At 64.3% G+C, this 25,312-nt stretch carries 25 protein-coding genes; 7 read left to right on the forward strand and 18 right to left on the reverse strand.

Translation table 11 applies throughout. The features are described 5' to 3' along the window. The first annotated feature begins 154 nt into the window (after positions 1-154). From RHPLAN_RS09825 to RHPLAN_RS09835, 3 genes are all read left to right on the forward strand, one after another. The gene (locus RHPLAN_RS09825) at positions 155-2,995 is read left to right on the forward strand and encodes an EAL domain-containing protein (protein WP_237180186.1); all 2,841 of its coding nucleotides are present in this window, start codon (positions 155-157) and stop codon (positions 2,993-2,995) included. Between the two features lie 193 nt (positions 2,996-3,188). Next, positions 3,189-3,659 (forward strand): nucleoside deaminase, encoded by a 471-nt coding sequence (locus RHPLAN_RS09830; protein WP_068016630.1) that lies wholly within the window; start codon positions 3,189-3,191, stop codon positions 3,657-3,659. A gap of 443 nt (positions 3,660-4,102) precedes the next feature. Continuing rightward, positions 4,103-4,588 carry a hypothetical protein gene (locus tag RHPLAN_RS09835; RefSeq protein ID WP_157100178.1) on the forward strand — a complete coding sequence of 162 codons (486 nt, stop codon included), beginning with the start codon at positions 4,103-4,105 and terminating at the stop codon, positions 4,586-4,588. A gap of 219 nt (positions 4,589-4,807) precedes the next feature. Here the strand turns inward: RHPLAN_RS09835 and RHPLAN_RS09840 are convergent, their stop codons facing one another. Beyond that, positions 4,808-5,578 (reverse strand): molybdate ABC transporter substrate-binding protein, encoded by a 771-nt coding sequence (locus RHPLAN_RS09840; protein ID WP_068016636.1) that lies wholly within the window; start codon positions 5,576-5,578, stop codon positions 4,808-4,810. Positions 5,579-5,585: 7 nt separating this feature from the next. Next, positions 5,586-6,218: a YqgE/AlgH family protein gene (locus tag RHPLAN_RS09845; RefSeq protein ID WP_068016639.1), complete on the reverse strand. Its 633-nt coding sequence runs from the start codon at positions 6,216-6,218 to the stop codon at positions 5,586-5,588. Positions 6,219-6,462: 244 nt separating this feature from the next. On the opposite strand from RHPLAN_RS09845, the gene RHPLAN_RS09850 reads away from it, so the two are divergent. Together RHPLAN_RS09850 and RHPLAN_RS09855 are read left to right on the forward strand one after the other, a co-directional pair. Beyond that, positions 6,463-7,212: a protein-disulfide reductase DsbD domain-containing protein gene (locus tag RHPLAN_RS09850; protein ID WP_237180095.1), complete on the forward strand. Its 750-nt coding sequence runs from the start codon at positions 6,463-6,465 to the stop codon at positions 7,210-7,212. Positions 7,213-7,280: 68 nt separating this feature from the next. Further along, a complete protein-coding gene (locus RHPLAN_RS09855; RefSeq protein ID WP_068016641.1) occupies positions 7,281-7,763 on the forward strand; it encodes a peroxiredoxin in 483 nt (160 codons plus the stop codon). A gap of 49 nt (positions 7,764-7,812) precedes the next feature. On the opposite strand, the gene rnhA is transcribed toward RHPLAN_RS09855, so the two are convergent. From rnhA to ispH, 3 genes are all read right to left on the reverse strand, one after another. Continuing rightward, positions 7,813-8,271, reverse strand: a complete 459-nt coding sequence (gene rnhA / locus RHPLAN_RS09860; protein ID WP_068016644.1) for a ribonuclease HI — start codon at positions 8,269-8,271, stop codon at positions 7,813-7,815. Further along, positions 8,268-9,245: a homoserine kinase gene (locus RHPLAN_RS09865; protein WP_068016646.1), complete on the reverse strand. Its 978-nt coding sequence runs from the start codon at positions 9,243-9,245 to the stop codon at positions 8,268-8,270. The genes rnhA and RHPLAN_RS09865 overlap by 4 nt, the downstream gene beginning before the upstream one ends. Before the next feature lie 187 nt (positions 9,246-9,432). Further along, positions 9,433-10,419, reverse strand: coding sequence for a 4-hydroxy-3-methylbut-2-enyl diphosphate reductase (ispH, locus tag RHPLAN_RS09870; protein ID WP_068016649.1), 987 nt, complete (start codon positions 10,417-10,419; stop codon positions 9,433-9,435). A gap of 160 nt (positions 10,420-10,579) precedes the next feature. Here ispH and RHPLAN_RS09875 point away from each other — a divergent pair, with 160 nt between their 5' ends. Beyond that, entirely contained in the window at positions 10,580-11,299 is a 720-nt protein-coding gene (locus RHPLAN_RS09875; protein ID WP_068016652.1) for a DUF1013 domain-containing protein, read from the forward strand. 137 nt (positions 11,300-11,436) lie between these two features. Here RHPLAN_RS09875 and RHPLAN_RS09880 read toward each other — a convergent pair whose 3' ends face one another. The 8 genes from RHPLAN_RS09880 to RHPLAN_RS09915 form a co-directional block, all read right to left on the reverse strand. Beyond that, positions 11,437-11,901 carry a GNAT family N-acetyltransferase gene (locus tag RHPLAN_RS09880; protein WP_237180096.1) on the reverse strand — a complete coding sequence of 155 codons (465 nt, stop codon included), beginning with the start codon at positions 11,899-11,901 and terminating at the stop codon, positions 11,437-11,439. Beyond that, on the reverse strand, positions 11,898-12,911 hold the full coding sequence (locus tag RHPLAN_RS09885; RefSeq protein WP_068016655.1) for a peptidoglycan -binding protein: 1,014 nt from the start codon (positions 12,909-12,911) through the stop codon (positions 11,898-11,900). Before RHPLAN_RS09885 ends, RHPLAN_RS09880 begins: the two co-directional genes overlap by 4 nt. Positions 12,912-12,941: 30 nt before the next feature. Continuing rightward, complete coding sequence (locus RHPLAN_RS09890; RefSeq protein ID WP_157100179.1) at positions 12,942-13,943, reverse strand: flagellar motor protein MotA; 1,002 nt, start codon at positions 13,941-13,943, stop codon at positions 12,942-12,944. Positions 13,944-14,086: 143 nt separating this feature from the next. Further along, positions 14,087-14,881 carry an inositol monophosphatase family protein gene (locus RHPLAN_RS09895; RefSeq protein WP_068016661.1) on the reverse strand — a complete coding sequence of 265 codons (795 nt, stop codon included), beginning with the start codon at positions 14,879-14,881 and terminating at the stop codon, positions 14,087-14,089. Further along, positions 14,882-15,448 (reverse strand): elongation factor P, encoded by a 567-nt coding sequence (gene efp / locus RHPLAN_RS09900; RefSeq protein WP_068016664.1) that lies wholly within the window; start codon positions 15,446-15,448, stop codon positions 14,882-14,884. Between the two features lie 65 nt (positions 15,449-15,513). After that, positions 15,514-16,593: a tetratricopeptide repeat protein gene (locus RHPLAN_RS09905; protein WP_068016667.1), complete on the reverse strand. Its 1,080-nt coding sequence runs from the start codon at positions 16,591-16,593 to the stop codon at positions 15,514-15,516. Beyond that, entirely contained in the window at positions 16,594-17,259 is a 666-nt protein-coding gene (locus RHPLAN_RS09910) for a thiamine phosphate synthase (RefSeq protein ID WP_068016670.1), read from the reverse strand. A 133-nt stretch (positions 17,260-17,392) separates the two neighbouring features. After that, positions 17,393-18,022, reverse strand: a complete 630-nt coding sequence (locus tag RHPLAN_RS09915; RefSeq protein ID WP_068016673.1) for a DUF1007 family protein — start codon at positions 18,020-18,022, stop codon at positions 17,393-17,395. Between the two features lie 321 nt (positions 18,023-18,343). Here RHPLAN_RS09915 and RHPLAN_RS09920 point away from each other — a divergent pair, with 321 nt between their 5' ends. After that, positions 18,344-18,613, forward strand: a complete 270-nt coding sequence (locus RHPLAN_RS09920) for a hypothetical protein (RefSeq protein ID WP_068016676.1) — start codon at positions 18,344-18,346, stop codon at positions 18,611-18,613. A 39-nt stretch (positions 18,614-18,652) separates the two neighbouring features. On the opposite strand, the gene RHPLAN_RS09925 is transcribed toward RHPLAN_RS09920, so the two are convergent. From RHPLAN_RS09925 to tkt, 5 genes are all read right to left on the reverse strand, one after another. Then, positions 18,653-19,636, reverse strand: coding sequence for a Bug family tripartite tricarboxylate transporter substrate binding protein (locus tag RHPLAN_RS09925; protein ID WP_068016680.1), 984 nt, complete (start codon positions 19,634-19,636; stop codon positions 18,653-18,655). Between the two features lie 98 nt (positions 19,637-19,734). Then, positions 19,735-20,754 carry a class I fructose-bisphosphate aldolase gene (locus RHPLAN_RS09930; RefSeq protein WP_068016683.1) on the reverse strand — a complete coding sequence of 340 codons (1,020 nt, stop codon included), beginning with the start codon at positions 20,752-20,754 and terminating at the stop codon, positions 19,735-19,737. An 82-nt stretch (positions 20,755-20,836) separates the two neighbouring features. Beyond that, complete coding sequence (locus tag RHPLAN_RS09935; protein WP_068016686.1) at positions 20,837-22,030, reverse strand: phosphoglycerate kinase; 1,194 nt, start codon at positions 22,028-22,030, stop codon at positions 20,837-20,839. Positions 22,031-22,051: 21 nt separating this feature from the next. Then, positions 22,052-23,059 carry a type I glyceraldehyde-3-phosphate dehydrogenase gene (gene gap / locus RHPLAN_RS09940; RefSeq protein WP_068016689.1) on the reverse strand — a complete coding sequence of 336 codons (1,008 nt, stop codon included), beginning with the start codon at positions 23,057-23,059 and terminating at the stop codon, positions 22,052-22,054. Positions 23,060-23,213: 154 nt separating this feature from the next. Further along, on the reverse strand, positions 23,214-25,214 hold the full coding sequence (gene tkt / locus RHPLAN_RS09945; RefSeq protein ID WP_068030963.1) for a transketolase: 2,001 nt from the start codon (positions 25,212-25,214) through the stop codon (positions 23,214-23,216). Between the last annotated feature and the right edge of the window lie 98 nt (positions 25,215-25,312).

Here is a 25,312-nt window from a genome sequence, read left to right on the forward strand (position 1 = left end):
GGACCAGAGGTTTAGGCCGTGAAATCGGCATAATGTTGGGGGCTTTACGGCACCCATGGACTGGCTCGGGGCCTGGCTTGGGGCCGTAACACTCGCAATCGGACGCGGAGGGCGTCGCTTGAGCTTCTGGCGCGCGGCACCGTTCGCTGCACTTCTGATCGTCGCTGCCCTTTTCGGCAGCCCGGCCGCCCAGGCGGTCGAGGCCGTCAACGTGCGCACCGACGTCACCGCGATCGACCTCACCGGCGTGGCCGAGGTTGTCCACACCGACACCGACACCATCGCGGTCTCGGCCGCGCCCGGCGCCGACGGCATCGTTCGCCGCATGCAGCAGCCGGCGCGCGAGGGCTCGACCAACTGGGCCGTGTTTGCGCTCGCCAACTCCGGCGACGAGCAGATCGACCGGCTGATCGTGGTTCCACATTACCGGATGGTGGGCTCGGGCTTGCTGCTGCCCGACCTGGGCCTGTCCCGCATCGTCACCATCACGCCGAGCACCGGCGAGCGTCCCGAGCAGCAATACAGCGCGACCGCCGACATCTACCGGGTCACGCTCGATCCCGGCACGGTGATCACCTACATCGCCGAGCTTCGCACCGACCGGCTGCCACAGCTCTATCTGTGGGAACCCGACGCCTACAAGGACAAGGTCAACAGCTTCACGCTGTACTACGGCATCGTCATCGGCATCGCCGGTCTGTTGGCGCTGTTCCTCACGATCCTGTTCGTGGTGAAGGGCAGCGTGATGTTCCCGGCGGCCGCGGCGCTCGGCTGGGCGGTGCTGGTCTATATCGGCATCGATTTCGGCTTCTGGGGCAAGGTGTTCGACATGTCGTCGGGCGCCGAGCGCATCTGGCGGGCCTCCGGCGAGGCGATCCTTGCCGGCACCCTGCTGGTGTTCCTGTTCGCCTATCTCAATCTCGGCCGCTGGCACGTCCGCTACATGCACATCACGCTGGGCTGGCTCGCCGGCCTCGTGGCGCTGGTGGTGATTGCGTTGATCGATGCTTCGATCGCATCCGGCATCGCCCGTCTGTCGCTGGTCGGCATCGCACTGCTGGGCTTCGGCCTCGTGGTCTATCTGTCGACCCACGGCTACGACCGCGCCGTGCTTTTGATCCCGACCTGGTTCCTGCTGCTGGTCTGGGCGATTGCGCTGGTGATGACGGTGACCGGCTCGGTGCAAAACGACATCATCGGGCCTGCTTTGCTCGGCGGCCTCGTGCTGATCGTGATGCTGATCGGCTTCACCGTGATGCAGCATGCTTTCGCGGGCGGCATCACCCACAACATCGTGACCGACGTCGAACGCCGTGCGCTGGCGCTGACTGGCGCGGGCGACATGATCTGGGACTGGGATGTCTCGGCCGACCGCATCTACACCAGCCCCGAGACCGAGCACCTCTTGGGTCTCAAGCGCGGCTCGCTCGAAGGTCCCGCCGCGCGCTGGCTCGACGTGCTGCATGTGCTCGACCGCGACCGCTTCCGTGCGGCGCTCGACAGCGTGCTGGAGCAGCGCCGCGGCCGGCTGATGCAGGACTTCCGCCTGCGGACTCCGGAAGGCAATTACCTCTGGTTCGCGCTCAAGGCGCGCCCCGTGGTGGGTTCGGATGGCGAGGTGGTGCGGCTTGTCGGCACGCTCACCGACGTGACCGAGTTCAAGACCGCCGAAGAGCGTCTTCTCCACGACGCTGTCCACGACAATCTCACCGGCCTGCCGAACCGGCAGCTGTTCATCGACCGGCTCGAAGCCGTGATGGCGTTTGCCAAGTCCGACGCCAACATTCGGCCGACCGTGGTGGTGATCGACCTCGACCGCTTCAAACAGGTCAACGACTCGGTCGGCATTGCGGTGGGCGATTCGATCCTGCTCACGCTGGCGCGCCGGCTCGGCCGCCTTCTGAAGCCGCAAGACACGCTTGCCCGCCTCACCGGCGATCAGTTCGCCATGATCGTGCTGTCGGAACGGGATCCGACGCGGCTCATTGCCTTCGCCGAAACCATCCGGCGGACGCTGCGCGCGCCGATCACCTTCAATGACCGCGAGATATTCCTCACCGCCTCGATCGGGCTTGCGCTCGGCGACGGCCAGCCGAGCCGCACGGAAGAAACGCTGAAGGACGCCGAGCTCGCGATGTATCACGCCAAGCGGATCGGCGGTGACCGCATCGAGCTGTTCAAACCGGCGATGCGCGCGCGCAAGACCGACCGCCTGACGCTCGAATCCGAATTGCGCCGCGCGCTGGAGCGCGAGGAGATCACGCTGGTTTATCAGCCGATCGTCCGTCTGGAAGATCGCTCGGTCGCAGGCTTCGAGGCGCTGGCGCGTTGGGACCATCCCAAGATGGGCCGGATGTCGCCGTCCGAGTTCATCAGCATCGCCGAAGAGATCGGTCTGATCGTCGATCTCGGCCTGTTCGTGCTGGAGCGGACTGCACGCCAACTCGGCGCCTGGCAGCGCCAGGTGCGCACCCGCGAGCCGATCTTCTGCAGCGTCAACGTCTCGTCACGGCAGCTCCTGCGCCACGACCTCATCCACGACCTGCGCACCGTGCTGTCGCGCTCAGGATTGGCCCGCGGCTCGCTCAAGCTTGAGCTGACGGAGTCGCTCGTCATGGAGAATCCGGAGCATGCTGCGCAGCTGCTCACCCGCATCCGCGAGCTCGGCGCCGGCATCGCGCTCGACGACTTCGGCACCGGCCATTCGTCGCTCGCTTACCTGCAGCGCTTCCCGTTCGACACCATCAAGATCGACCAGTCGTTCGTCCGCACCAACAACAAGGGCACGCGGCCGGTGATCCTGCGCTCGATCATCTCACTCGCCCATGATCTCGGCATGGACGTGGTGGCGGAGGGCGCGGAGACCGATTCCGACGCCGTCGAGCTTTATCAGCTGGGCTGCGAATACGCGCAGGGCTACGTGTTCGGCGAGCCGATGAGCCCCGAGGCCGCGCGCAAGCTTCTGCAGAGCGAGCACCTCGAGCCCGCGCGGTAAGGGCTTCGCTATCTCCCCGTTCGTCCCCGCGAAAGCGGGGACCCAGCGCAAACAGGCTGAGACTTCCTTTGGGCAGAACTGGATTCCCGCTTTCGCGGGAATGAACGGTTGAGTTTGGCGCGCAGATTGCAGCGAATCCGATAAGGTTCACTGTCGTCGTGATTCATCGCGCCGGCCAATGCGGGGCCATGCCATGGACCAGAACAATCTGATGGAGCGCGCCGCGGCGTTGGCGCTGCAAAAGATGCGCGCCAATCAAGGCGGGCCGTTCGGCGCAGTGATCGTGCGCGGCGGCGAGGTAATCGCCGAAGGCTGGAATCAGGTCACCTCGGCGAACGACCCGACCGGCCATGCCGAGGTTACTGCGATCCGCAACGCCTGCGCCAAGCTCGAGACCTTCAGTCTGGAAGGCTGCGACATCTACACGAACTGCGAGCCATGCCCGATGTGCCTCGGCGCGATCTACTGGGCGCGCATTCAGCGCATCTACTATTCCAACACCCGCAGCGACGCCGCGAAGATCGGCTTCGACGACGATTTCATCTATCGCGAAATCGGTATCCCGCTCGCCGAGCGGAGCATCCCTTCGATCCGCGTTGCGAATGCGACAGCGGAATTGGCGTTCAGCGAGTGGGCCGCCAAGCCGGACAAGCGGCGCTACTAAGCGGCTTCTTCATATGGTCGTTTGACGTAAATTGATTCCGTAAAATTGAAGTCATAGTGGCATCTACAAAGCAACCCGGTGCTGGTTATCTCCTCGAACCGACGCTTACGTTCACGAGAAATTGCTGTGAAATGAAAAGTTGGTACGACGTTCTGGAGCCACGCGAAGCTGTTATCGCGGGCCTCGTCAATCTGGCCGTGGTGTATCTCTTGGTGCGCTATAGCAATGGCTACGAATTCTGGGGGCAGCCCTCCGCAATGGAAGGACCTCGGAACGGCTGTCATCGTGCTGTCCTTTGCCATTCCGTACCTCGTGGTGAAGTGGTTTAGACGGCGATAGAAATTTTCCGCTGCGTCGGAGACCTCCAGATCTTGTGCACCGCGATCAACATGATTCGACACGCGCACTCATGGATCAGATTGGCGACGCGTGCATTCGTTCAGATGGTCATATTTTTGACCGTCACAGGTCAGTTAACGGCGCACGAAGTTTTGTCGAGCAGCGATGAGCAGCGTGTATTGCGAGATTTCTCTCAGATCACACTCGCGAACGCAGCCGCTCGAGATGCGCGCGCATTTTTTGACGTGGACAAGTTCGTCGTTCAGGGCCTTTCAGCCGCTGACAATTCTGAGCTTCGAAAAATCGCGCGTGACGGGCTCTCTTCTCGCTTGCATCTCGTTTCTACCAAGGATGAGGCAAACCTGCTTGTCCAGATACGAATGGGGCAGCGAACCAATTTCGCGATCCGGAATCCAAAAAATGCTCCGTCGCAAGGATACGTTATGGTTAGCCTCTGCAGGTATCCGATCAAGGACGTTTCAAGCGACTGCGAGAATCTGCAATACGATTATTTCCACGATTACCGAGCCAGCGAAATTTTCTCGACTGTTTTTCAAAAGTGGCTCGCCACCATTTTCATAAACGACTGATATTGTGCCCCCCTCAGGGCCCGGCCGCCAAGTCGCGGCTCGGCAATAAAAGCGATTCACGCCGCGCGCCTAGCAACGTCGCCGGCCCCACGCCTGCTTGGAAGGGGTCGATAACGCACGCCTGCCCACTGCCTAAATGACTGCTTGCGTGACGCGCGAAAGCGTCAGCTGTTGACATGTGACTAGACGTCAAGTCGGACAAGCAGCGCCGTCAAACCGCTATTTCGCGACCGGCTCCCAGCCGGCCTTGACCCACCGCTCGCGCAGGGTGGACGCGGTGAGCGCCGTAACGAAGGCGCGCGCCTCTTTGGGCTCGGCGCTGCTCGTGGGGATCGCCGCGGCGTAGACCGTCCAGAGCTGAATGGCTTCGGGCAGCGCACCGGCGATGCGTGCATCCTTCGCATGGACATCGCTGATGGGCGCAATCGCGATTTCGGCTTCGCCGTTTGCGACCTTCTCCGCCGCGTCGTTGCCGCCGGTCGCGAGCAGGCCCTTGCGTACGACGTCGTCCTTGATGCCGAAGTTCTCCGCGATCTTCAGAAGATGCGTCGACGACGTCGCGCCGAGCTTCGGATCGGTGTAGGCGATGCTTTTGGCCTTGAGCAGCAGCGTCTTCACGGCGTCGGGCGTCGACACGTCCGGTATCGGGGCGCCGGCGCGAACCACGATGCCGAGCCCAACGCGGCCGAGCTCGATGCGGCTTCCCGGCGTGATCTTTCCGGTCTTCTCAAGATCGGCCATGAGCGGCGCCGAGACGATGACGAGATCGGTCGGCTTTCCGGACGCGATTGCGTCGCGCAGCATGCCCGTCGGGCCGACTGTGAAATTGAACTTGTGACCGGTCTGTTTTGCGTAGTCGTCGATCATGCCGCCGACGATGCCGCGCACGGCGCCTGCTGCGATCACGTTCACTTCGGCGGCACCGGCAGGCAGAGCCGTGACCAAAGCCGCAAGCAGCAGTCCGGTGCGGTATAGAGACAGGGGAACCATGTTGAGTTCAGGCGTGGCCGACTTCGCTCGACAGCATGCCGGGGCGGATGCCGATCTTTTTCATCGCACGGTCGTATTTCGCGCCGATATCAGTCCCGAAAATCAGGTCGGCGTCAGGGCTGCAATGCAGCCAGCCGTTCTGTTGCACTTCGGTCTCGAGCTGGCCCGGCGACCAGCCCGCATAGCCAAGCGCGAGGATCGCGCTTGCCGGCCCGTCACCGCGCGCGATCGCCTTGAGGATGTCGAGGGTGGCGGTGAGGCAGATGCCTTCGTCGATCGGCAGCGTGGAGTTCTCGATGAAGAAGTCCGCGCTGTGCAGCACGAAGCCGCGCTCGGTCTCCACCGGCCCGCCCTTGAGAACGGTGACGCCGTCGGCCCGCTGCGGCAGCACAATCTTGTCGGCTTCAGGAATGACGTCGAGCTTCACCAGCAAATCGCGGAAGCTGATATGCGCCGCCGGCTGGTTGATCACGATGCCCATCGCGCCTTCGGACGAATGTGCACACATGTAGATCAGGGTGCGGGCGAAACGTTCATCGCGCATGCCGGGCGAAGCGATCAACATCTGCCCGTCGAGAAATCCGCGACCGATCGAGGAGCCCGTCGGCCGCTTCTGCAGCACCTTGCGCGAGAGCTTCATATGCGTGAGGTTACTCCCAATCTTTGCCGTTGGAAACAGAACTTCGGGACGCAGGCGTCTCCCAAATTGACCGGGTCCCGTTATGTTCACGAGCATGTCAGTGGCGCGTGTACTGCAGCCCAACTAAATGGACATCATGTTTCTGACCAAATGCACCGGGCGCCTTACCCTGTTTGTGGCGATCGCGAGTCTAGCGGGTGTCGCTGCCGCACCTGCAGGCGATGCATCGGCATGGGATGAGGGATTGCAGTCCGCGGTGCGTCTGATCGCCGCGCGTGGGTCGGGTTCCGGCAACACCGCTGTTTATCGGTCGGCTGTCGAGATCAAGCTTAACCCTGGCTGGAAAACCTATTGGCGTTATCCCGGCGACTCTGGCGTGCCGCCGGCTTTTGATTTTTCCAAATCGGAAAATGTGAAGTCGGCGAGCGTGCTGTTCCCGGCGCCCTCTCTGTTCGAGGACGGAGCCGGTGGTCATTCCATCGGCTACAAGAAGGCTGTGCTGCTGCCGGTGCATGTGGTGCCCAAAGATCCGAAAAAGCCCGCGGTGCTGCGCGCCAAGATTGACTACGCGGTTTGTGAGAAGCTCTGCGTGCCGGCCGATGCCAATCTCGAGCTGACGCTGCCCGGGACCGACAGCGCGAATGACACGGTGGTTGATACCGCCGAGGCGCTCCTGCCGAAGATGAGTTCGGTCGGCGACGGTGGCACGCTCGCGATCCGCGCCGCGCACAAAGAAGCGGGCAAGGGCAAGCCCAAAATCGTGGTCGACGTGGCCGCCCCCGCAGGCGCCGCTCCGGTGCTCTATGCCGAAGGACCCGACGCCAAGTGGGCGCTGCCGGTGCCGGAGCCGATGGCCGGCGCGCCGGCAGGTCTCCAGCGTTTTACCTTCGAGCTCGATGGGCTGCCGCCCGGCGAAAACGGCGCCGGCGCCACATTGCGTCTGACGGCGGTGGCTGGCGACAAGGCTGTCGAGGCCTTATTTCGGCTCGACTAATCCGCCGGAGGCGCTAATTTTGGCGCCCATACTCAATCCCCCCATAACGAGGCGAGAGGAAGCAAGTCATGGCTATCAAGGTTGGCGACAAGGTGCCGAGCGGGACGTTCACGGTGATGACGGGGGACGGCCCGAAGCCCATGACCACCGATGAACTCTTCAAGGGCAAGAAGGTGGTGCTGTTCGCGGTGCCGGGCGCTTTCACGCCGACCTGCCACAAGAACCACCTGCCGAGCTTCGTGAAGAACCTCAGCGCCATCAAAAGCAAGGGCGTCGACACCGTCGCGGTCACGGGCGTCAACGACGTATTCGTGATGGACGCCTGGAAGAAAGCGTCGGGCGGCGACGGCATCGAATTCCTCGCCGACGGCAGCGCCGCCTGGGCGAAGGCGATCGGTATCACCGCGGACCTCACCGAGCGCGGGCTCGGCGTGCGCTCGGGCCGCTATTCGATGGTGGTCCAGGACGGCACGGTGAAGTCGCTCAACGTCGAGGAGGCGCCCGGCAAGGCCGACGTCTCCGGCGGCGATGCTCTGCTCAAGAGCCTTTGATCTTTCCGGAACGCAAAAGCCCTCGCTTCGTGAAAGCGGAGCGGGGGCTTTAGTTTTTTCCGGCGGCGCGCATTTCCGCGATGGCGGCAACCGCAAGCTTGTCGGCGCGTTCGTTCAACTCATGGCCGGCATGGCCTTTGACCCAGTGCCATTTGACCTGATGCTTCTGGATCGCGGCGTCGAGACGCTGCCATAGATCGACATTCTTTACCGGCTTCTTGTCGGCGGTCTTCCAGCCGTTGCGCTTCCAGCCGTGAATCCATTTTGAGATGCCGTCCTGCACGTATTTGCTGTCGGTGTGCATTTCGACCGTCGAGGGCCGCTTGAGTGCTTCGAGCGCGGAGATTGCGGCCATCAATTCCATGCGATTGTTGGTGGTGTGCGGCTCGCCGCCCTTCAGCTCTTTCTCATGCTCGCCATAAGTGAGGATTGCGCCCCAGCCGCCCGGTCCGGGATTGCCGGAGCAGGCGCCGTCGGTGTGGACGATGACGTGCGGTCCCTCGGTCACACGCGCACCCGCTCGGCGATGCCGTAGTCGCGCACGCTCGCGGCCTTCTGGTGGAATCTAAGCTTGCGAAAATATTCCAGCGGGTTCTTCGGCTGCACCAGCGCGCCGGCTGGCACGTTGAGCCAGTCGACAAGGCGCGTCAGCAGAAAGCGCAACGCAGCGCCGCGGGCGAGCACCGGCAGCGCTGCAAGCTCCGCGTCCGACAGCGCGCGGGTCTTGATGTAGGCGCCGAGCAGGTTCTGGCCCTTGGTGATGTTGTAGGAATGGTCCGGCTCGAAGCACCAGGCGTTGAGGCAGATTGCGACGTCATAGGCGAGAGTGTCGGTGCAGGCGAAATAGAAATCGATCAGTCCGGACAGCTTGTCGCCCAGGAAGAACACGTTGTCGGGAAAGAGATCGGCGTGGATCACGCCCGCCGGCAAACCGCGCGGCCAGCTCTTCTCCAGAAAGCCGAGCTCGTCGGCAATGGTCGCACGCAAGCCGGGCTGCACGCTGTCGGCGCGATCCTGCGCTTGCTCGAACAGCGGCCGCCAGCCTTCGACCGAAAGCGCATTGCGGCGCTTGCCCGGAAAATCGGAGCCGGCGAGATGCATGCGCGCCAGCGCCTCGCCGACCGCTGCGCAATGTCCGGCATCCGGCCGCCGCATCCACATGCCGTCGAGAAAGGTCACGATCGCGGCGGGCCGGCCGCACAGGGTGCCGAGCGTGCCGCCGTTGCGGGCGGCGACCGGCTGCGGGCAGGTGATGCCGCGCGCGTGCAGATGCTCCATCAGCGCGAGGAAGAACGGCACATCGCCGACGGCGACACGCTTTTCGTAAAGCGTCAGGATGAAATGGCCGGTGCTGGTGTGGACCAGGAAGTTGGAGTTCTCGACGCCTTCGGCGATGCCCTTGTAGGAGAGCAACTCGCCGATGTCATAGCCCGCGAGAAAGCTCGCGAGCGCTTCGGTCGGAACATCGGTGTAGACGGCCATGGCGCAAGTTGGGCCCTGCGTTGGGCGGTCTCGTCAAGCCCCTCTCCACCGTCATTCCGGACGCCCCGAAAGGGGCGATCCGGAATCCAGAAAAGCAGGAGGTCTTGATGTTTCTGGATTCCGGGTTCGCGCTTTCAGCGCGCCCCGGAATGACCGCGTGGATAAGGCTTTCCGTGACAGTCAAGAATCAGGCCGCGGCCGTATCCCGAAGCTGCCGCGGCAGAGGGAAGAACATGCCGGATTCGTCCGCGCCGGACACAGTCTGGACATCGAGCTTGTAGCGCGCTGCAAACGAGTCGAGGATTTCCTCGACCAGCACCTCCGGCGCCGACGCGCCGGCGGTGACGCCCAGCGTCTTGATGCCTTCGAACTTCGACCAGTCGATGTCGGCGGCGCGCTGCACCAGCACCGAATAGCGGCAGCCCTCGCGCTCGGCGACCTCTTGCAGGCGTCGCGAGTTCGACGAGTTCGGCGCCCCGACCACGACCAGGGCATCGACCGTCGGCGCCACGCGCTTCACGGCCTCCTGGCGGTTGGTGGTGGCGTAGCAGATGTCTTCCTTGTGAGGCGCGATGATGTTGGGGAAGCGCCGCTTCAGGGTCGCGACGATCTCGGCGGTGTCGTCGAGCGACAGCGTCGTCTGCGTGACGTAAGCGAGATTGTTGGAATCGCGTGGCGTGACCGTCTCGGCCTCCTCCACGGTCTGCACGAGCGTGATTGCGCCGTCCGGCAATTGGCCCAGGGTCCCGACGACTTCGGGGTGGCCGGCATGGCCGATCAAAAGGATGTCGCGGCCGCGCTTGTGATGGATCTCGGCCTCACGGTGCACCTTGGTGACCAGCGGGCAGGTGGCGTCGAGATGGAAGAAGTTCCGCCTTTGCGACTCTTCGGGGATCGATTTCGGCACGCCGTGGGCCGAAAAGATCACCGGGGCGTTGGTCTCGGGGATCTCGTCGAGCTCTTCGACAAAGATCGCGCCCTTGGCCTTCAGGCTCTCCACCACATAGCGGTTGTGGACGATCTCGTGGCGGACATAAACCGGGGCGCCATAGCGCTTGAGCGCCTGCTCGACCGAATCGATGGCCCGGACCACGCCGGCGCAGAAACCGCGCGGCGAACACAGCAGGACCTTCAGCAGAGGCTTGTCGGAACTTGCGGCGTTTTCTGCGTTCATGGGTGAGAAATGAGGTTCCGGGGTACGTTCTGTCAAGCCGAGCCGCCTTTTATTGGACTTCCAAGGCTCAAATGCCTATATTCCGGGTCTATTCCAGTCATCATTGTATGACACGGGGCCTCGTCCGGAAGGGCGGGCGGGGCACAGAGGAGGCTTACCCATGCAAGAAGCGCCATTGATGCCCAAAGCGACCGCGGTTTGGCTGGTCGAGAACACGGCGCTGTCGTTCGACCAAGTGGCCGAATTCTGCAAGCTGCACCCCCTCGAAGTGAAGGCGATCGCCGACGGCGACGCCGCCCAGGGGATCAAGGGCCTGGACCCGATCCAGACCGGGCAGCTGACCCGCGAGGAGATCGAGAAGGCCGTCGCCGACCCCGACCACAAGCTGCTGCTCTCCAAGCCCAAGGTCGGCCTGCCGGAGGTCAAGCTCGGCCCGAAGAAGAAGGGCCCCCGTTACACCCCGGTGTCGCGTCGTCAGGACCGCCCGAACGCGATCCTCTGGCTTCTCCGGAACCATCCGGAACTCAAAGACGCCCAGATCATGCGGCTGGTCGGTACCACCAAGTCGACCATCGCCGGCATCCGCGACCGCACGCACTGGAACGCGGCAAGCCTTACGCCGCTCGACCCGGTGACGCTCGGCCTGTGCACCCAGATCGACCTCGATTTCGAGGTGCAGCGTGCCTCGAAGGAGAAGCCGGCGCCGGCCGAAAGCGGCGTCACGCTGCTGCCCGCCGCCGTCACCACCGCGCCGCAGGCGCCGGAAGAGCCGGAGAGCCCGGCCGCTCAGAAGTCGAAGGAAGACCTCGACACCGCGGCGGTGTTCGCCAAGCTCAAACAGCTCGGCGGCGGCAAGTCGGACGACAAGGACGACGAGTAGTCGCGTTCACTGCACTTCCCTCCCAGCACGAACGGTGCGCTCCCTCTCCCGCTTGCGGGGGAGGGGACGCAGGGGCACCAGCATGGGCAAACGCAACCGTCTGCGTTTAGCTGTTCTCTGAGTAAGTTTCGCAGCCCTTACGGCCGCCACCGCATCCGATTGACCGGCCGGCCGGACACCGGGTTCACGTCCTCGCCCACATACGAAAATCCGTTCTTCTCGTAGAACGCGATGGCGCGGGCGTTGTCTTTGTTCACCAGCAATTCCAGCAGCGCCGGTGAGATGCGCTTTCCCGCGTCGAGCAGCATCAGCGCCACGTTGCTGCCCCAGAACTCCGGCGCCACCACGATCTGATCGAGATAGCCGCTCTTGGGATCGACCGTGACGAAGCCTTCCAGGATGCCATCCATCTCGGCGACCACGATCCTGGCCACCGGCACCAGTTCGTTGCGCCAGCGCTCGCGCCACCAGGGCACGCGCTCGGTGAAGTCGATCCGCGGATAGGCCTGTTGCCAGGTGCGGCGCCACAGCTCGATCGCCGCCTCTTCGTCGTCAGCGGTGTAGTTGCGCAGCTTCAGAGGGGGCGAGGAGGACGCTTTCACCGCTCGGTCAGCTTCAGTTCAATGCGCCGATTGCGGCTGTAGGCTTCCTCGGTGGCGCCGGGATCGATCGGCTGGAATTCGCCGAAGCCCGCGGCGACAAGGCGCTGCGGCGGCAGACCCTTGCTGATCAGATACTGCACCACCGCGATGGCGCGCGACGCCGACAGATCCCAGTTGGTGCGACCACCGGAAATCGGACGCACGTCAGTGTGGCCGTCGACGCGCAGCACCCAGGCGATCTCCTGCGGAATCTGCTTGCTGACGTCGAGCAGCACCGCTGCGATCTTGTCGAGCTCGGCACGGCCTTCGGGCTTCAGCACCGCCTGGCCGGTGTCGAAGAACACCTCGGACTGCAGCACGAAGCGGTCGCCGACGATGCGGATGTCGGGGCGGTTGCCAAGGATGTCGCGCAGCTTGCCGAAAAAGTCGGAGCGATACCGCGACAATTCCTGCACGCGCTGGGCCAGCGCGAGATTGAGCCGCTGGCCGAGGCTTTCGATCTGGGTCTGCGCTTCGCGGCCCTTCTTCTCCGAGACGTCCAGCGCCTGCTCGACGGCCTCGAGCTGACGGCGCAGCGCCGAAATCTGTTGGTTGAGGATCTCGACCTGGGCGAGTGCGCGCAGCGACACCTGCTTCTCGGAGTCGAGCTTCGTGGTCAGATCGGAAACCTGGCCTTGCGAGTTGCCGCTCTGGCCCTCATAGAGGCCTTTGTAGCGGTCGCGCTCGCCTTCGGTGCTGGAGAGGCTCGCGCGCAACTGCGCGATCTGTTCCTCGAGCGACACCTTGTTGGTCTGCTCCAGCGACAGCAGGTCGGACAACTGCGCGATGCGCGCCGAGAGCCGCGACAACGCGGTGTCCTTGCCGGTGACCTCCTGCGCCAGGAAGAACTGCACCACTGCGAATACGGTGAGCATGAACACGATGCCGAGAACCAGCGTCGACAGCGCGTCGACGAAGCCCGGCCAGTAGTCGATCCCACGAGTCCCGCGACGGGCGCGCGACAGTGCCATGTCAGATCATCCGCTTTCGTACAGCCGCGATCATCGATCGACGCGCTCCTGAACCATCGTTTCGAGGAGCCTGCGCACTTCGCGGTGCTGTTCGGCCTGCGAGTCGACCCAGTCGCGGATCATCTGCTGCTCGGTGCGCATATGATGCACGAGGCCCTGGATCGCTTCGGCGAGGTTGGCCATGGCGGTGGTCGCGGCCTTGCCGGAGTTCGGACCGCTGCCCCCTTGCAGCATGGCTTCGCGCAGCCGCTCGATTGCCATACCCATGTCGCCGATGCTGTTCCCGATCGGGATCGCGGAGGGGTCGGGGACGGTGTTGATGTCGCTCACCGTGGTGGCGAGCCAGTCTTCCAGGTCGGTGTGAAAGCGGTTCTGCGCCTGGCTCATCTGCAGGTCGAGGAAGCCCAGCACCAGCGAGCCCGCGAGACCGAACAGCGAGGACGAGAACGAGATGCCCATGCCGGACAGCGGTGCGGAGAGACCGTCACGCAATGAATCGAACACCGCGCTGGCGTCGCCGCCAACCTTGAGGTTGTTGATGACGCCGCCGACCGAGCTCACCGTCTCGATCAGGCCCCAGAAGGTGCCGAGCAGGCCCAGAAAGATCAGCAGCCCGGTCATGTAGCGCGAAATTTCGCGCGCCTCGTCCAGCCGGATGGCGATGGAGTCGAGCAGCGTCCGCATGGTCTGCGACGAGATCGACATGCGGCCGGCCTGGTCCCGGAGAATGGCGGCCATCGGCGCGAGCAGGGACGGTGGCCGTTCCTGGGCGACAGCCGGATCGCCCAGCCGGAAGCTGTTGACCCATGCGACCTCGGGAAACAACCGGATGACCTGCCGGAACGACAGGATGATGCCGATCAGCAGCACGCCGATGATCAGCGCGTTGAGTGGCGGATTGGCTTTGAAGGCCGTCAGGATCTGCGGATGGATGACGACGACGATCAGGCTGCACAAAATAAGAAAAATCAGCATCCTCACCAGGAAGATTCGCGGTGAGGACACTTTGAAGGGATCGACGTCTTTCGCCATGGTTGGCCTTTTCGTCGCCGAAGCACGTAGCCACATTATGGCACGCATGCGGCGAAAGTAATGCCGGTTCTGGCCTAATCAACGCAAATCGCGGCGAAACGGTCCACTCGCGCCGCAACGAACAAACTGCTGCGGCAGCGCGATTATTTGCCCGCGGCCTTGAGGATTTTCTGCAATTCGCGGTGCACGGTCTCGTTGCCGACCACGATATTGCGTTTGTCGAACATCGCGTCGCCGCCCTCGATGTCGGTGGCATAGCCGCCGGCCTCGCGGACCAGCACGATACCGGCCGCCATATCCCAGGGCGAGATGTTCTGCTCCCAGTAGGCATCGAGCCGGCCGGCCGCCACATAGGCGAGGTCGAGCGCCGCCGCGCCGAACCGTCGCAGGCCTGCGACCCGGTCCTGCACCGCGCTCAATTCCTTGATGCCGAGTTCCAAATCACCACGGCCGTGATGCGGCAGGCCGCAGGCGATCACCGTGTCGATCAGACGCGTGCGCGCCGCGACGCGAATACGCCTATCGTTGAGGAACGCACCCTTGCCGCGTTCGGCAGTGAACAGCTCGTCGGTGATCGGATTGTAGATCACGCCGGCCACCATGCTGCCGGAGCGTTCGAGCCCGATCGAAATGCAGAACTGCGGAATGCCGTGCAGGAAGTTGGTGGTGCCGTCGAGCGGATCGACGATCCATCGGTGGGTCGGGTCACTGCCCTCGCGGCTGCCGCCTTCCTCACCGAGGAAGCCATAGCCCGGGCGCGCCTTGGATAGCTCCGTGTAGAGCGTCTCCTCGGCGCGGCGGTCAGCGGCGGTGACGAAGTTCGCAGGCCCCTTCATCGAGACCTGCAGGTTCTCGACCTCGCCGAAGTCGCGCTTCAGCGAGCGTGCGGCCTTGCGGGCCGCTCCAACCATCACGTTGAGCAGTGCGGAATGAGGCATTTACTCGGCCCGCCGCACGTAAGTGACTTCGTCGGTCGAGACGACGATCTTCTCGCCGGCTTCGATGAAGGGCGGCACCTGGATGCGCAGTCCGTTTTCCAGCGTTGCCGACTTGTAGGACGACGAGGCGGTCTGGCCCTTGATGTGCGGATCAGCCTCGGCGATCTCGAGCACCACGGTCTCGGGCAGCTTGATGCCGATCGGCCGGTCCTGATGCAGCTGCACCTGCACGTTCATGCCGTCCTGCAGGAAGCTCGAGCGCTCGCCGACGAAATCCTCGGCGAGCTCGATCTGGTCATATGTTGCGGTGTCCATGAATACGAGCTGGTCGCCCTGCTTGTAGAGAAACTGAAACTGCCGGCGCTCGACTTCGGTTTCCTCGACACGGTCGGTGCCGCCGAAACGCTGGTTGAGCTTGCGGCCGTCGAGAATGTTCTTCAACTCGACCTGGTTGTAGGCCGGTCCCTTGCCGGGTTTCACCGCGACGGTCTTGACGGCGGCCCAGAGCGAGCCGTCGTGCTCCAGCACCATGCCGGGCCGGATTTCGCTGCCGCTGATCTTGGCCATGAACTGTCCGCCGCCGCCTTATTTCGTTCGCCAGCGGTGCAGATGCCCCGACCCGGCGAGCGCCGTCAAGGCTTTGCCTGAGCCGGCGGCGTCAGTGTCTGGGCCTGGGTCGGCTGTTGCGCCGTTGGCTGGGTCTGATCGAACGGGGTCGGCCCGCGAACCTGCATCAGGGCGATCCAGGGCTTGGCCTTCTCCTCGGCCTTGGCCCGGTCTGCCGGGTTCATCTTGCGCACGAAGTCTTCGAGGTACTGGTCGTTGCTGCCGCCGGCGACGGCGATCATGTGCCATCGCGCGGCTTCCACCGGATCGGCCTTGATGCCGCGGCCCGACGCGTACATCAGCGCCAGCCGGCTCTGCGCCGGCGCGCTGTTTTTCTTGGCGGCCTTCAGCAGGAATTCGCCCGCGGCGCGCTCGTCCTGCTTCACGCCGGTGCCGTTGAACAGCGCGATGGCGTATTCGACCTCGGCGTCGGTGTAGCCCGCGCGGGCCGACGCCGCGAGCAGCCGCGTCGCCTCCTGCGCGTTCATCTTCACGCCGCGGCCTTCCCTGTAGAAGGTGGCGAGCGCGTATTGCGCCTGCGGGTTGCCGGCGTCGGCGGCGGTCTTCATCAACTCGGCCGCGCGTGTGAAATCCTGCGGCAAGAGCTGGCCTTCGAGATAGAGCAGGGCGAGGTCGTAAGCCGCGATGATATGGCCGAGCTTGGCGGCGTCGCCGAGGAGCTTCGCGCCCGCGGCGCGGTCAGTCGGACCGGCGCGCCCGCTGAGGCGGAACATCGCGAGCGCAAAGATCGCCTCGCGGTCGCCGCGCGCCGCGGCGAGCTTGTACCACTCGTTGGCCTTTTTATCGTCGTTGGGCACGCCGAGCCCGTCGGCATAGAGCTCACCGAGCAGCGTCATGGCCTTCGGGTCGTTCTTCTCGTCGACGCGTTTGGTGGCTTCGCGAAACGCTGTGAGATAGAGACCGCGCTGGAATGCGGCATAGGCGACGTCGCCCTCGTCGGAACTGGCCGCCGGCGGGGCGGCAGAACTTGGCTGCGAAGGCTTGGGCTGCGGCGCGGGTTTCGGCTGTGCCAGCGCGGCCTGCGACAGCAGGGCCGCGGCGAGGGCTGCGGCTCCGATCCGCGAAGCGTTCCAGACGACGTTCATTCAAACCTTCTCCGGCAGTGCGAGCTTCGCCCCCGCTTCCGCGACGACCGCCGCTGGACCGCGCGGATCGTCCCAGATGCTGCCGCCGATCGCAACGAAATCGGCCCCGGCTGCGGCGAGCGGTCCCACCTCGTCGAGCGTGGCCGCATAGGCCACACACGGCACCTCGAACAGGTCGGCCCACCACCCGACGCGTTCGAGGATCGCGCCAAATGACGGCCGGCTGCCGTCCGCCTCCAACTCGCCGAACATCACATAGTCGGCGCCGCGTTCGCCCGCGGCCATGGCGTCATCGCGGCTGTGCAGGCCGCCGCAGCCCGCGATCCGCGCGGGCTTGAGGCTGTCGACCGCGGTTGAGAATGCCGCGAGGCCGGTCAGATGTGCACCGTCGGCGCCCGAGCGGCCGGCGAGTTCGGCATGACCGTCGAGCACCAGCGCGGCGCCGGTCGGCTGCACGATCGCGGACAGCGCTTTCACCCGGTTGGTCAGTTCGCGCTCGCCTGCAGGCTCGAGTCTGAGCAGCACCGCCGCGACGTCGGCCGCGCCGACCGCAACCTTCAGCGCCGCGGCAAAGCGCTCGGCCGCGCCCACCGGCGGCGTGACGAGATAAAGCCGCGGGGCAGGGCGCTCGTATGTTGTCTTGGAATCTTTCGGCGTTCTGGCCATGGGCGTCGGATTGCGATTGCAATGGGGCGGAAATGGGAATGGCAGCGTTCACAAAGAGAATATCGTGAAAACGCCGCAAGTGCATCCCGAGCCACAGACCGTCTTGAACGGACGGTAAGGCGGCAACATGCTCTCAGGGACAGGTTACGAAAATCTTGTTGGCGAACACCTCGCCATAGGTCTTGGAGAGCGCATCGGGGTTGTTGTCGAGCTCGCCCATCTGTTGCTGCTCGCGGCTTGTTGGCTGACGCGGAAACTCCTGCTTGAGCCGACACTCCGGCGCGCCTTCTAGCGAAGCAGGCTTGTCCTTTGCGAACTCGAAATCGACGAAGATCGTGGGGTCGTAAACCTCGATCTCCATCGATTTGGCTGCGGTCGGCGTTTTGAGCGGCAAGGTGAAATGCAGCGTCAGCGTCGAAGCGATGTACTCCAGCCAATAGTCGACAGGGCCCGAAAAGGCGGCCTTCCTGCCGTCGGCCTTGGCGTAGGTGAAATAGTCGTAGGTCTTGAGCGACTTCATGTTGAGCTGAGCCAGACTCGTCAGCTCATTGCGGGTGTATTCGCCCTTCTTCGCATGAGCGATGCCTTGAAGCGCAAAGGCCGAATACATGTCGTCGAACGTCCAGACATGGCGGATCGCGGTCATCATCCCTTTGGACGCGTAAACAACCTCGCTGTGAAACGTCACCCAAACATGGGGATGCGCAGATGCCGGCGTTGCCGCGAGGACAGCCAGCAGCGTCGAGAGAATACGAAGAAGCATGAGATGCGGCCCACAACCCGGACCCAACCTACTACGGAGAAACGGGCCAAATCTTGGCGCGAGAGAGCATGCTTACTGCTGGGGTTTTCGATTGCGCTTGCGGAGAGGGCGTACGGGCGCAAGTGCGTTTACGCACATCTCCGGCGCGCCGAACGGAAAGCGCGCATATACCCCTATTTTTGCAAGAGGGTTGGGAAGCAAACCACCGATGCGGAGGCCGCATTACTCCACCACCAAGTGATCCCCACTTGTCCGTTCCGGCCTCGACGCCGCGGCCACCAAGGCGCGGGGCGCAGAGCCGACAAAACGACGGAGACCACCATGATCAATATCCAAACGGCCGGTGTGGCGCTGGCCTTGTCACTTGCCGTTGCGGCTATCGCGACACCGGCTCTGGCAAAGAGCGCTCATCACGGCTTCGCGGCGCGGGCACAAGCGATCGAAGTCCTGGACGAAGGGGTGTCGTTCGACCGCGCCAAGGCGCTGCGCGAATGCAACGGTCGCATCGCAGGGTTCAAGGGCTTCAACCAGCAGGCCACGCCAAGAGGTGTCTATCGGGCCTGCATGGAAGAGCACGGCGAGCCGGAATAAGGCTCATGGGGCGCACCTGCTTGTGCGCGAAGCCTGGAGCTACTGAGAGCCCTCGAGTCCAAGCTTCCGCACGAGCGTGCCCCACTTCTCACCTTCGGCCTTGATGTAGGCTATTTGGCTTTCCACCGGCGCGATATCGAGTGGGATCAGGCCGACGTCGGCAACCTTCTTGCGGATGTCGGGCGTCTCCATGATCCGCTTCATTTCGCTGTGAAGCTTCGCCACCACGTCGGGCGGCGTGCCGGCCGGCGCGAGCAGCACGTGCCACGACACGGTTTCGAAGTCGGGCACACCAACGGCTTCGCCGAACGGCGGCAGGTCGGGCACGGTCGGCAGCCGCGTCGATGACGTCACCGCGAGCGCGCGGAGCTTGCCGTCATGGATGAGCGGCAGCGACGCGCCGGCTTCGGCAAATGCCATGGCGATGTGGCCCGCCGCGACGTCTGCGATGGATTGTGGGCTGTTGCGATAAGGCACATGCGCGAGGTCGAGGCCGAAGCGCTGCTTCATGTATTCGGCCGACAGATGCGGCGCGCCACCGACGCCCGACGATGAATAACTGAGCTGGCCCGGTCTTTCCTTGACGTATTGAATGAGCTCCGGGACCGAATGGATCGGCAGCTTCGGATCGACGATCAGGATGAACTGCGATTTCACGTAGAGCGCGATCGGGATGAAATCCTTCTGCGCGTCGTAAGGCGGGCTCTTCAGCAGGGTCGGCCGGATTGCCATCACGGCGCTGGTGGCAACGGTCAGCGTGTAACCGTCCGCGGGCGCAGCCTTCAGCGCGGCGATACCGGCAAGGCCTGCGCTGCCCGGCTTGTTCTCGACCACAACCGGCTTGCCAAAGTGCTGCGACAGTTGCTCGGCATAGAGTCGCACCACGACATCGAGCCCGGTGCCGGCCGCGAGCAGCGGCATGATGGTGATGGTCTTGCTCGGGTAGGTCTCGGCAGTGGCCGGAGCCTTGAATGCGACCAGAGCCAACGCAAGCGGCAGCAGCCGCTTCAACAGACTTCGCATAAGAAAATCCCCGGCATGAGGACACGCCGGGGAAGGGTAGGTTCAGCCGGTCAGGCCTGCAAGGCGGCCGTCAGGCCGCATCTTGTGAAAGCGTCGAACTACGCCGCCTTCTTCTCCAGATCCTGCTTCCACTGGCCCTTGGAGGCGAGGCCGTTCATGGCGGCGCGATGCGCGAACACACGCTGCGCGGCCGCGACGTTCTCGCTCTTGCCCGACCACGCCTTCTGCGGCGCGTGCTGCAGCGCGCGGCCATAGGAGAAGGTGAGTTGCCAGGGCAGGCCGCCGATCTTGTTCATGGTATCGAGATGTGCGGTCGCCTCCTCGTCGGACTGGCCGCCCGACAGGAACGCGATGCCCGGCACCGCACCCGGCACGCAGTTCTTCAGCATGCGGACTGTCTTCTCCGCGACCTCGTCGACGCCGGCGCGCTTGCCGTTCTTCTTGCCCGAGATCGCCATGTTCGGCTTCAGCACGATGCCTTCGAGCGGGACGCGCTGATGGAACAGCTCTTCGAACTGGGCTTTGAGCACCGCCGTGGTAACTTCGTAACAGCGGTCGATGTCATGATCGCCGTCCATCAGCACCTCGGGCTCGACGATCGGCACGATCTGGGCGGCCTGGCATAGCGCGGCATAGCGGGCCAGCGCGTGGGTGTTGGTGCGGATCGCCGCAGCGGTCGGGATGCCCTGAGCGATGTCGATCACGGCGCGCCACTTCGCAAAGCGCGCACCCTGCTCGTAGTATTTCTTCAGCCGCTCGGCGAGCTTGTCGAGGCCGACCGTGATGGTCTCGCCCGGACAGCCGGGCAGCGGCTGGACGCCCTCGTCGACCTTGATGCCGGGAATCGAGCCGGCCTTCTTGATGATGTCGACCAGCGGCGTGCCGTCTTTCGCCTTCTGCCAGATGGTCTCGTCGTAGAGGATGACGCCGGAGATGTTCTTCATGCCTTCCGAGCGGAACAGCATCTCGCGATAGTCGCGCCGGTTGTCCTCGGTCGACTCCACATTGATGGCGTCGAACCGCTTCTTGATGGTGCCTGTGGACTCGTCGGCGGCCAGAATGCCCCTGCCGGACGCGACCATGGCCTCCGCGACTTTGTTGAGGTCTGCGAGATTCATCGCGTGCTCCCTGATGCCTGTGGGTGATGACCCGAGAACGATTTTCGGCGCGCGAGGTTGCGCCGCAATGTCATTGTCGGAACTATTTTTGCCTCAACACCTCGACGCCGGGCAAGGCCTTGCCTTCCATCCACTCCAGGAAAGCGCCGCCGGCGGTGGAAACATAGGTAAATTGGTTAGCGACGCCTGCGGCATTCAGCGCCGCCACAGTGTCGCCACCGCCTGCCACGGATATGAGCTTGCCGGCCTTGGTGCGCGCCGCCGCATACCGCGCCAGCGCCATGGTGGCCTTGTCGAACGGCTGCACTTCGAAGGCGCCGACCGGGCCGTTCCACACCAGAGTAGCGGCGTCGTCCAGCGCGCCCTTGATGCGGTCGACCGACTGGTCGCCGATGTCGAGCATCATGCCGTCGGCCGGAATGGCGTCGACGCCATAGAGGTGCGACGGCGCATTGGCGGCGAAATGGAACGCCACCACGGCGTCGACCGGCAGGATGATGGCGCAGCCTGCGCCGTCGGCCTTGTCCAGGATGCGGCGGGCGGTGTCGGCGAGGTCCTTCTCGACCAGCGATTTGCCGACGTTGACGCCCTGGGCGTGCAGGAAGGTGTTGGCCATGGCTCCGCCGATCACCAGGCCCTGGACCTTGGCGATCAGGTTTTCGAGCAGATCGAGCTTGGTCGAGACCTTGGCGCCGCCGACGATCGCAACCACCGGCCGCCTCGGCGCGCCCAGCGCCTTGTCGAGCGCCTCGAGTTCGGCCTGCATAGTGCGGCCCGCATAGGCCGGAAGCTTGTGGCCGAGCCCTTCGGTCGAGGCATGGGCGCGATGCGCCGCGGAAAACGCGTCGTTGACCCAGAGATCGCCGAGCTTGGCGAGTTCGGCAACGAACGCCGGGTCGTTCTTTTCCTCGCCTTTGTGGAAGCGGGTGTTCTCCAGGCAAAGGATATCGCCGGGCTTCATCGCCGCGACCGCCGCGGCGGCTTTCTCGCCGATGCAATCCTCGGCAAACGCGACGTGCCGCTTCACGATATGCGCGACTGCTGCCGCAACGGGCTTCAGCGACTCCTTCGGGTCCGGGCCTTTCGGCCGCCCGAAATGGGCGAGGATGATCACCTTGCCGCCCTTGTCGGCAAGTTCCGTGATGGTCGGCGCGACGCGCTCGATGCGCGTCGCGTCGGTGATATGACCGTTCTCCATCGGGACGTTGAGGTCGACGCGCAACAGAACGCGTTTGCCCCTGACGTCAGCCTGATCGAGCGTGCGAAACGAGCTCATGACCGCGCCTTCCGGTGCGGATCAGATCAGCTTGCCCATCGCCACGGCCGTATCGGCCATGCGGTTGGAGAAGCCCCACTCGTTGTCATACCAGGACATGACGCGCACCAGAGTGCCGTCCATGACCTTGGTCTGGTCCATGTGGAAGATCGAGCTGTGCGGATCGTGGTTGAAGTCACCCGAGACGTTCGGATCGTTGGTGTAACCGAGGACGCCCTTGAGCTGCTGCTCGGCGGCGCGCTTCATCGCGCCGTTGATCTCGTCCTTGGTGGTGGCCTTCTTGGCCACGAACTTGAAGTCGATGACCGAGACGTTCGGCGTCGGCACGCGGATCGAGACGCCGTCGAGCTTGCCGTTGAGTTCCGGCAGCACGAGGCCCACCGCCTTCGCGGCGCCCGTCGAGGTCGGGATCATGTTCAGCGCCGCGGCGCGGGCGCGGTAGAGATCCTTGTGCATGGTGTCGAGCGTCGGCTGGTCACCCGTGTACGAGTGGATCGTCGTCATGAAGCCCTTGTCGATGCCGACCGCATCGTTGAGCACCTTGGCGACCGGGGCGAGGCAGTTGGTGGTGCAGGAGGCGTTGGAGACGATCTTGTGATCTTTCGTCAGCTTGTCGTGGTTGACGCCGAACACGACGGTCAGGTCGGCGCCGTCGGCCGGCGCCGAGACCAGCACGCGCTTGGCGCCCGCGGTCAGATGGGCCGAAGCCTTGTCCTTGGCGGTGAAGATGCCGGTGCACTCCAGCGCGATGTCGACGCCGAGATCCTTCCAGGGAAGCTTCGAGGGGTCGCGCTCAGCCGTCACCTTGATGGCGCCGTTGCCGACGCTGATGGTGTCGCCCTTGACGGTGACCTGACCCGGGAAGCGGCCGTGCACGCTGTCGTAGCGGAGCAGGTGGGCATTGGTCTCGACCGGGCCGAGGTCGTTGATGCCGACAACCTCGATATCGTGGCGGCCTGCTTCGGCGATGGCGCGCAGCACGTTGCGGCCGATCCGGCCAAATCCATTGATCGCTACCCGGACAGTCATGTTCGCTCCCGCTTGTAGATGGTCACGCCCGAAGGGCATTCGCAGCCTTACAGATAGGACGCGAACGGCCGGGACTTAACCCCTCAGACGGCGCTTTCGCGCTTTTCGGGCCCGGCCGTGACGAAGAAAAGAACCTAGGCTGGGTGGGTTGTTATCACCTTTTCCCCAGCTTGCTCAACGCGGCATCGGCAACCTTCGCAGCCGTTATGCCGAAATGGTTATACAGCTCCTTGTAGGGCGCGCTGGCCCCGAAGCTGCTCATCCCGACGAAGATACCGTCCGAGCCGATGATGGAGTCCCAGCCCTGCCGGACAGCGGCCTCGACGCCCACTTTCACAGGCGCGTCGCCGATCACTGCGCGGCGGACCTCGTCCGGCGCCGCCTGGAACAATTCGAAGCAGGGCACCGAGACCACGCGGGCCGGCACGCCTTTGGCGGCGAGGAGCTTCTGTGCCTCGACCGCAAGCGATACCTCCGAGCCGGTGGCGAAGATCGAAACTTGAGCGGTGCCTTCGGCTGGCGAAATCTCATAGGCGCCGTTCACGCATTTGTTGCGCTCGTCGAGGGTCCTTCGGAGTTGCGGCACGTTCTGGCGCGTCAGCGCCAGAACGCTCGGCGTCTCGCGGCCTTCCAGCGCAAGCTGCCAGCACTCGGCGGTTTCGACCGCGTCGGCCGGGCGGAACACGTTGACGTTCGGAATGCAGCGGAGCGCCGCCAGATGCTCGACTGGCTGGTGGGTCGGGCCGTCCTCGCCGAGGCCGATGGAGTCATGGGTCATCACATGGATCACCCGCTCGCCCATCAGCGCGGCCAGCCGGATCGACGGCCGGCAGTAATCGGAGAACACCAGGAAGGTGCCGCTGTAGGGAATGATGCCGCCATGCAGCGCCATGCCGTTCATGGCCGCGGCCATGCCGTGCTCGCGGATGCCCCAGTGCACGAAGCGGCCGGAGAAATCGGCGGGCGTGATCGCCTTCATCGACTTGGTGCGGGTGTTGTTGGAGCCGGTGAGGTCGGCTGAGCCGCCGATCATCTCCGGCACCGCCGGGATGATGCTCTCCAGCGCGAACTCGCAGGCCGTGCGCGTCGCGATTTCCTTGGGCTCGGCGTGGAGCTTTTCTTTCACTTGGCGAATGGCTGCGTTGAGCGTGCCCGGCAGGTCGCCGCGCATCCTTCGCTCGAACTCGGCGCGTTTGTCGGCGGGAAGCGCCGCAAGCCGCTTGTCCCAGGCGGCGCGGGTGCTCTTGGAGCGCTGTCCCGCGGCGCGCCATTGCGTTAGCACGTCGGCCGGGATCGCAAACGGCGCCTCGCTCCAGCCGAGCTTTTCGCGCGCGCCCTTGATCTCGTCGGCGCCGAGCGGGGAGCCGTGCGCGGACGACTTGCCGGCCTTGGTCGGCGCGCCATAGCCGATGGTGGTCTTGCAGGCGATCATCGTCGGCTTGTCGGAGTGCCGCGCCCGCTCGATCGCTTCGGCAATGGCTGCGGGATCGTGGCCATCGACGCGCGAGGCGTTCCAGCCGCAAGCTTCGAAGCGCTTCACCTGGTCCACTGAATCCGCGAGCGACAGCGGACCGTCGATCGAGATGCCGTTGTCGTCGAACAGCACGATCAGCTTGCTGAGCTTGAGGTGGCCTGCGAGCGCGATGGCCTCCTGGCTGATGCCCTCCATCAAGTCGCCGTCGGAGGCGATCACGAAGGTGGAGTGGTTGACGACCTCGTCGCCGAACTCCGCCGCCAGGTGCCGCTCCGCCATCGCCATGCCGACCGCATTGGCGATGCCCTGGCCCAACGGACCCGTGGTGGTCTCGATGCCGGGCGTGATGAAGTTCTCGGGGTGGCCCGGAGTCTTGGAGCCGAGCTGGCGGAACTTCTTGATCTCGTCGAGCGTGACCGACTCGAAACCAGTGAGATACAGCGCCGCGTAGAGCAGCATCGAGCCGTGGCCGGCCGAGAGCACGAAGCGATCGCGGTCCGGCCATTTTGGATCGGCCGGATCGAACTTCATCGCCCGCGTGAACAGCACGGTGGCGATATCGGCCGCGCCCATCGGCAGGCCGGGATGGCCGGATTTCGCCTGTTCCACGGCATCCATCGCCAGGGCGCGGATCGCGTTGGCCAGCCGGTCATGCTCGGCGCGGGTCAAAACCGAATTCATGTGCACTCCATCACCGTTGCGCGACGTGGTCGCGACGGCGGTCGTCGATGCTGCTGCGCTCATGGGGATCCTGTCCGGATGGCCGGTGGATAGCACGC

Source organism: Rhodoplanes sp. Z2-YC6860 (assembly GCF_001579845.1).
In the GTDB taxonomy this organism is placed as follows: Bacteria; Pseudomonadota; Alphaproteobacteria; order Rhizobiales; family Xanthobacteraceae; genus Z2-YC6860.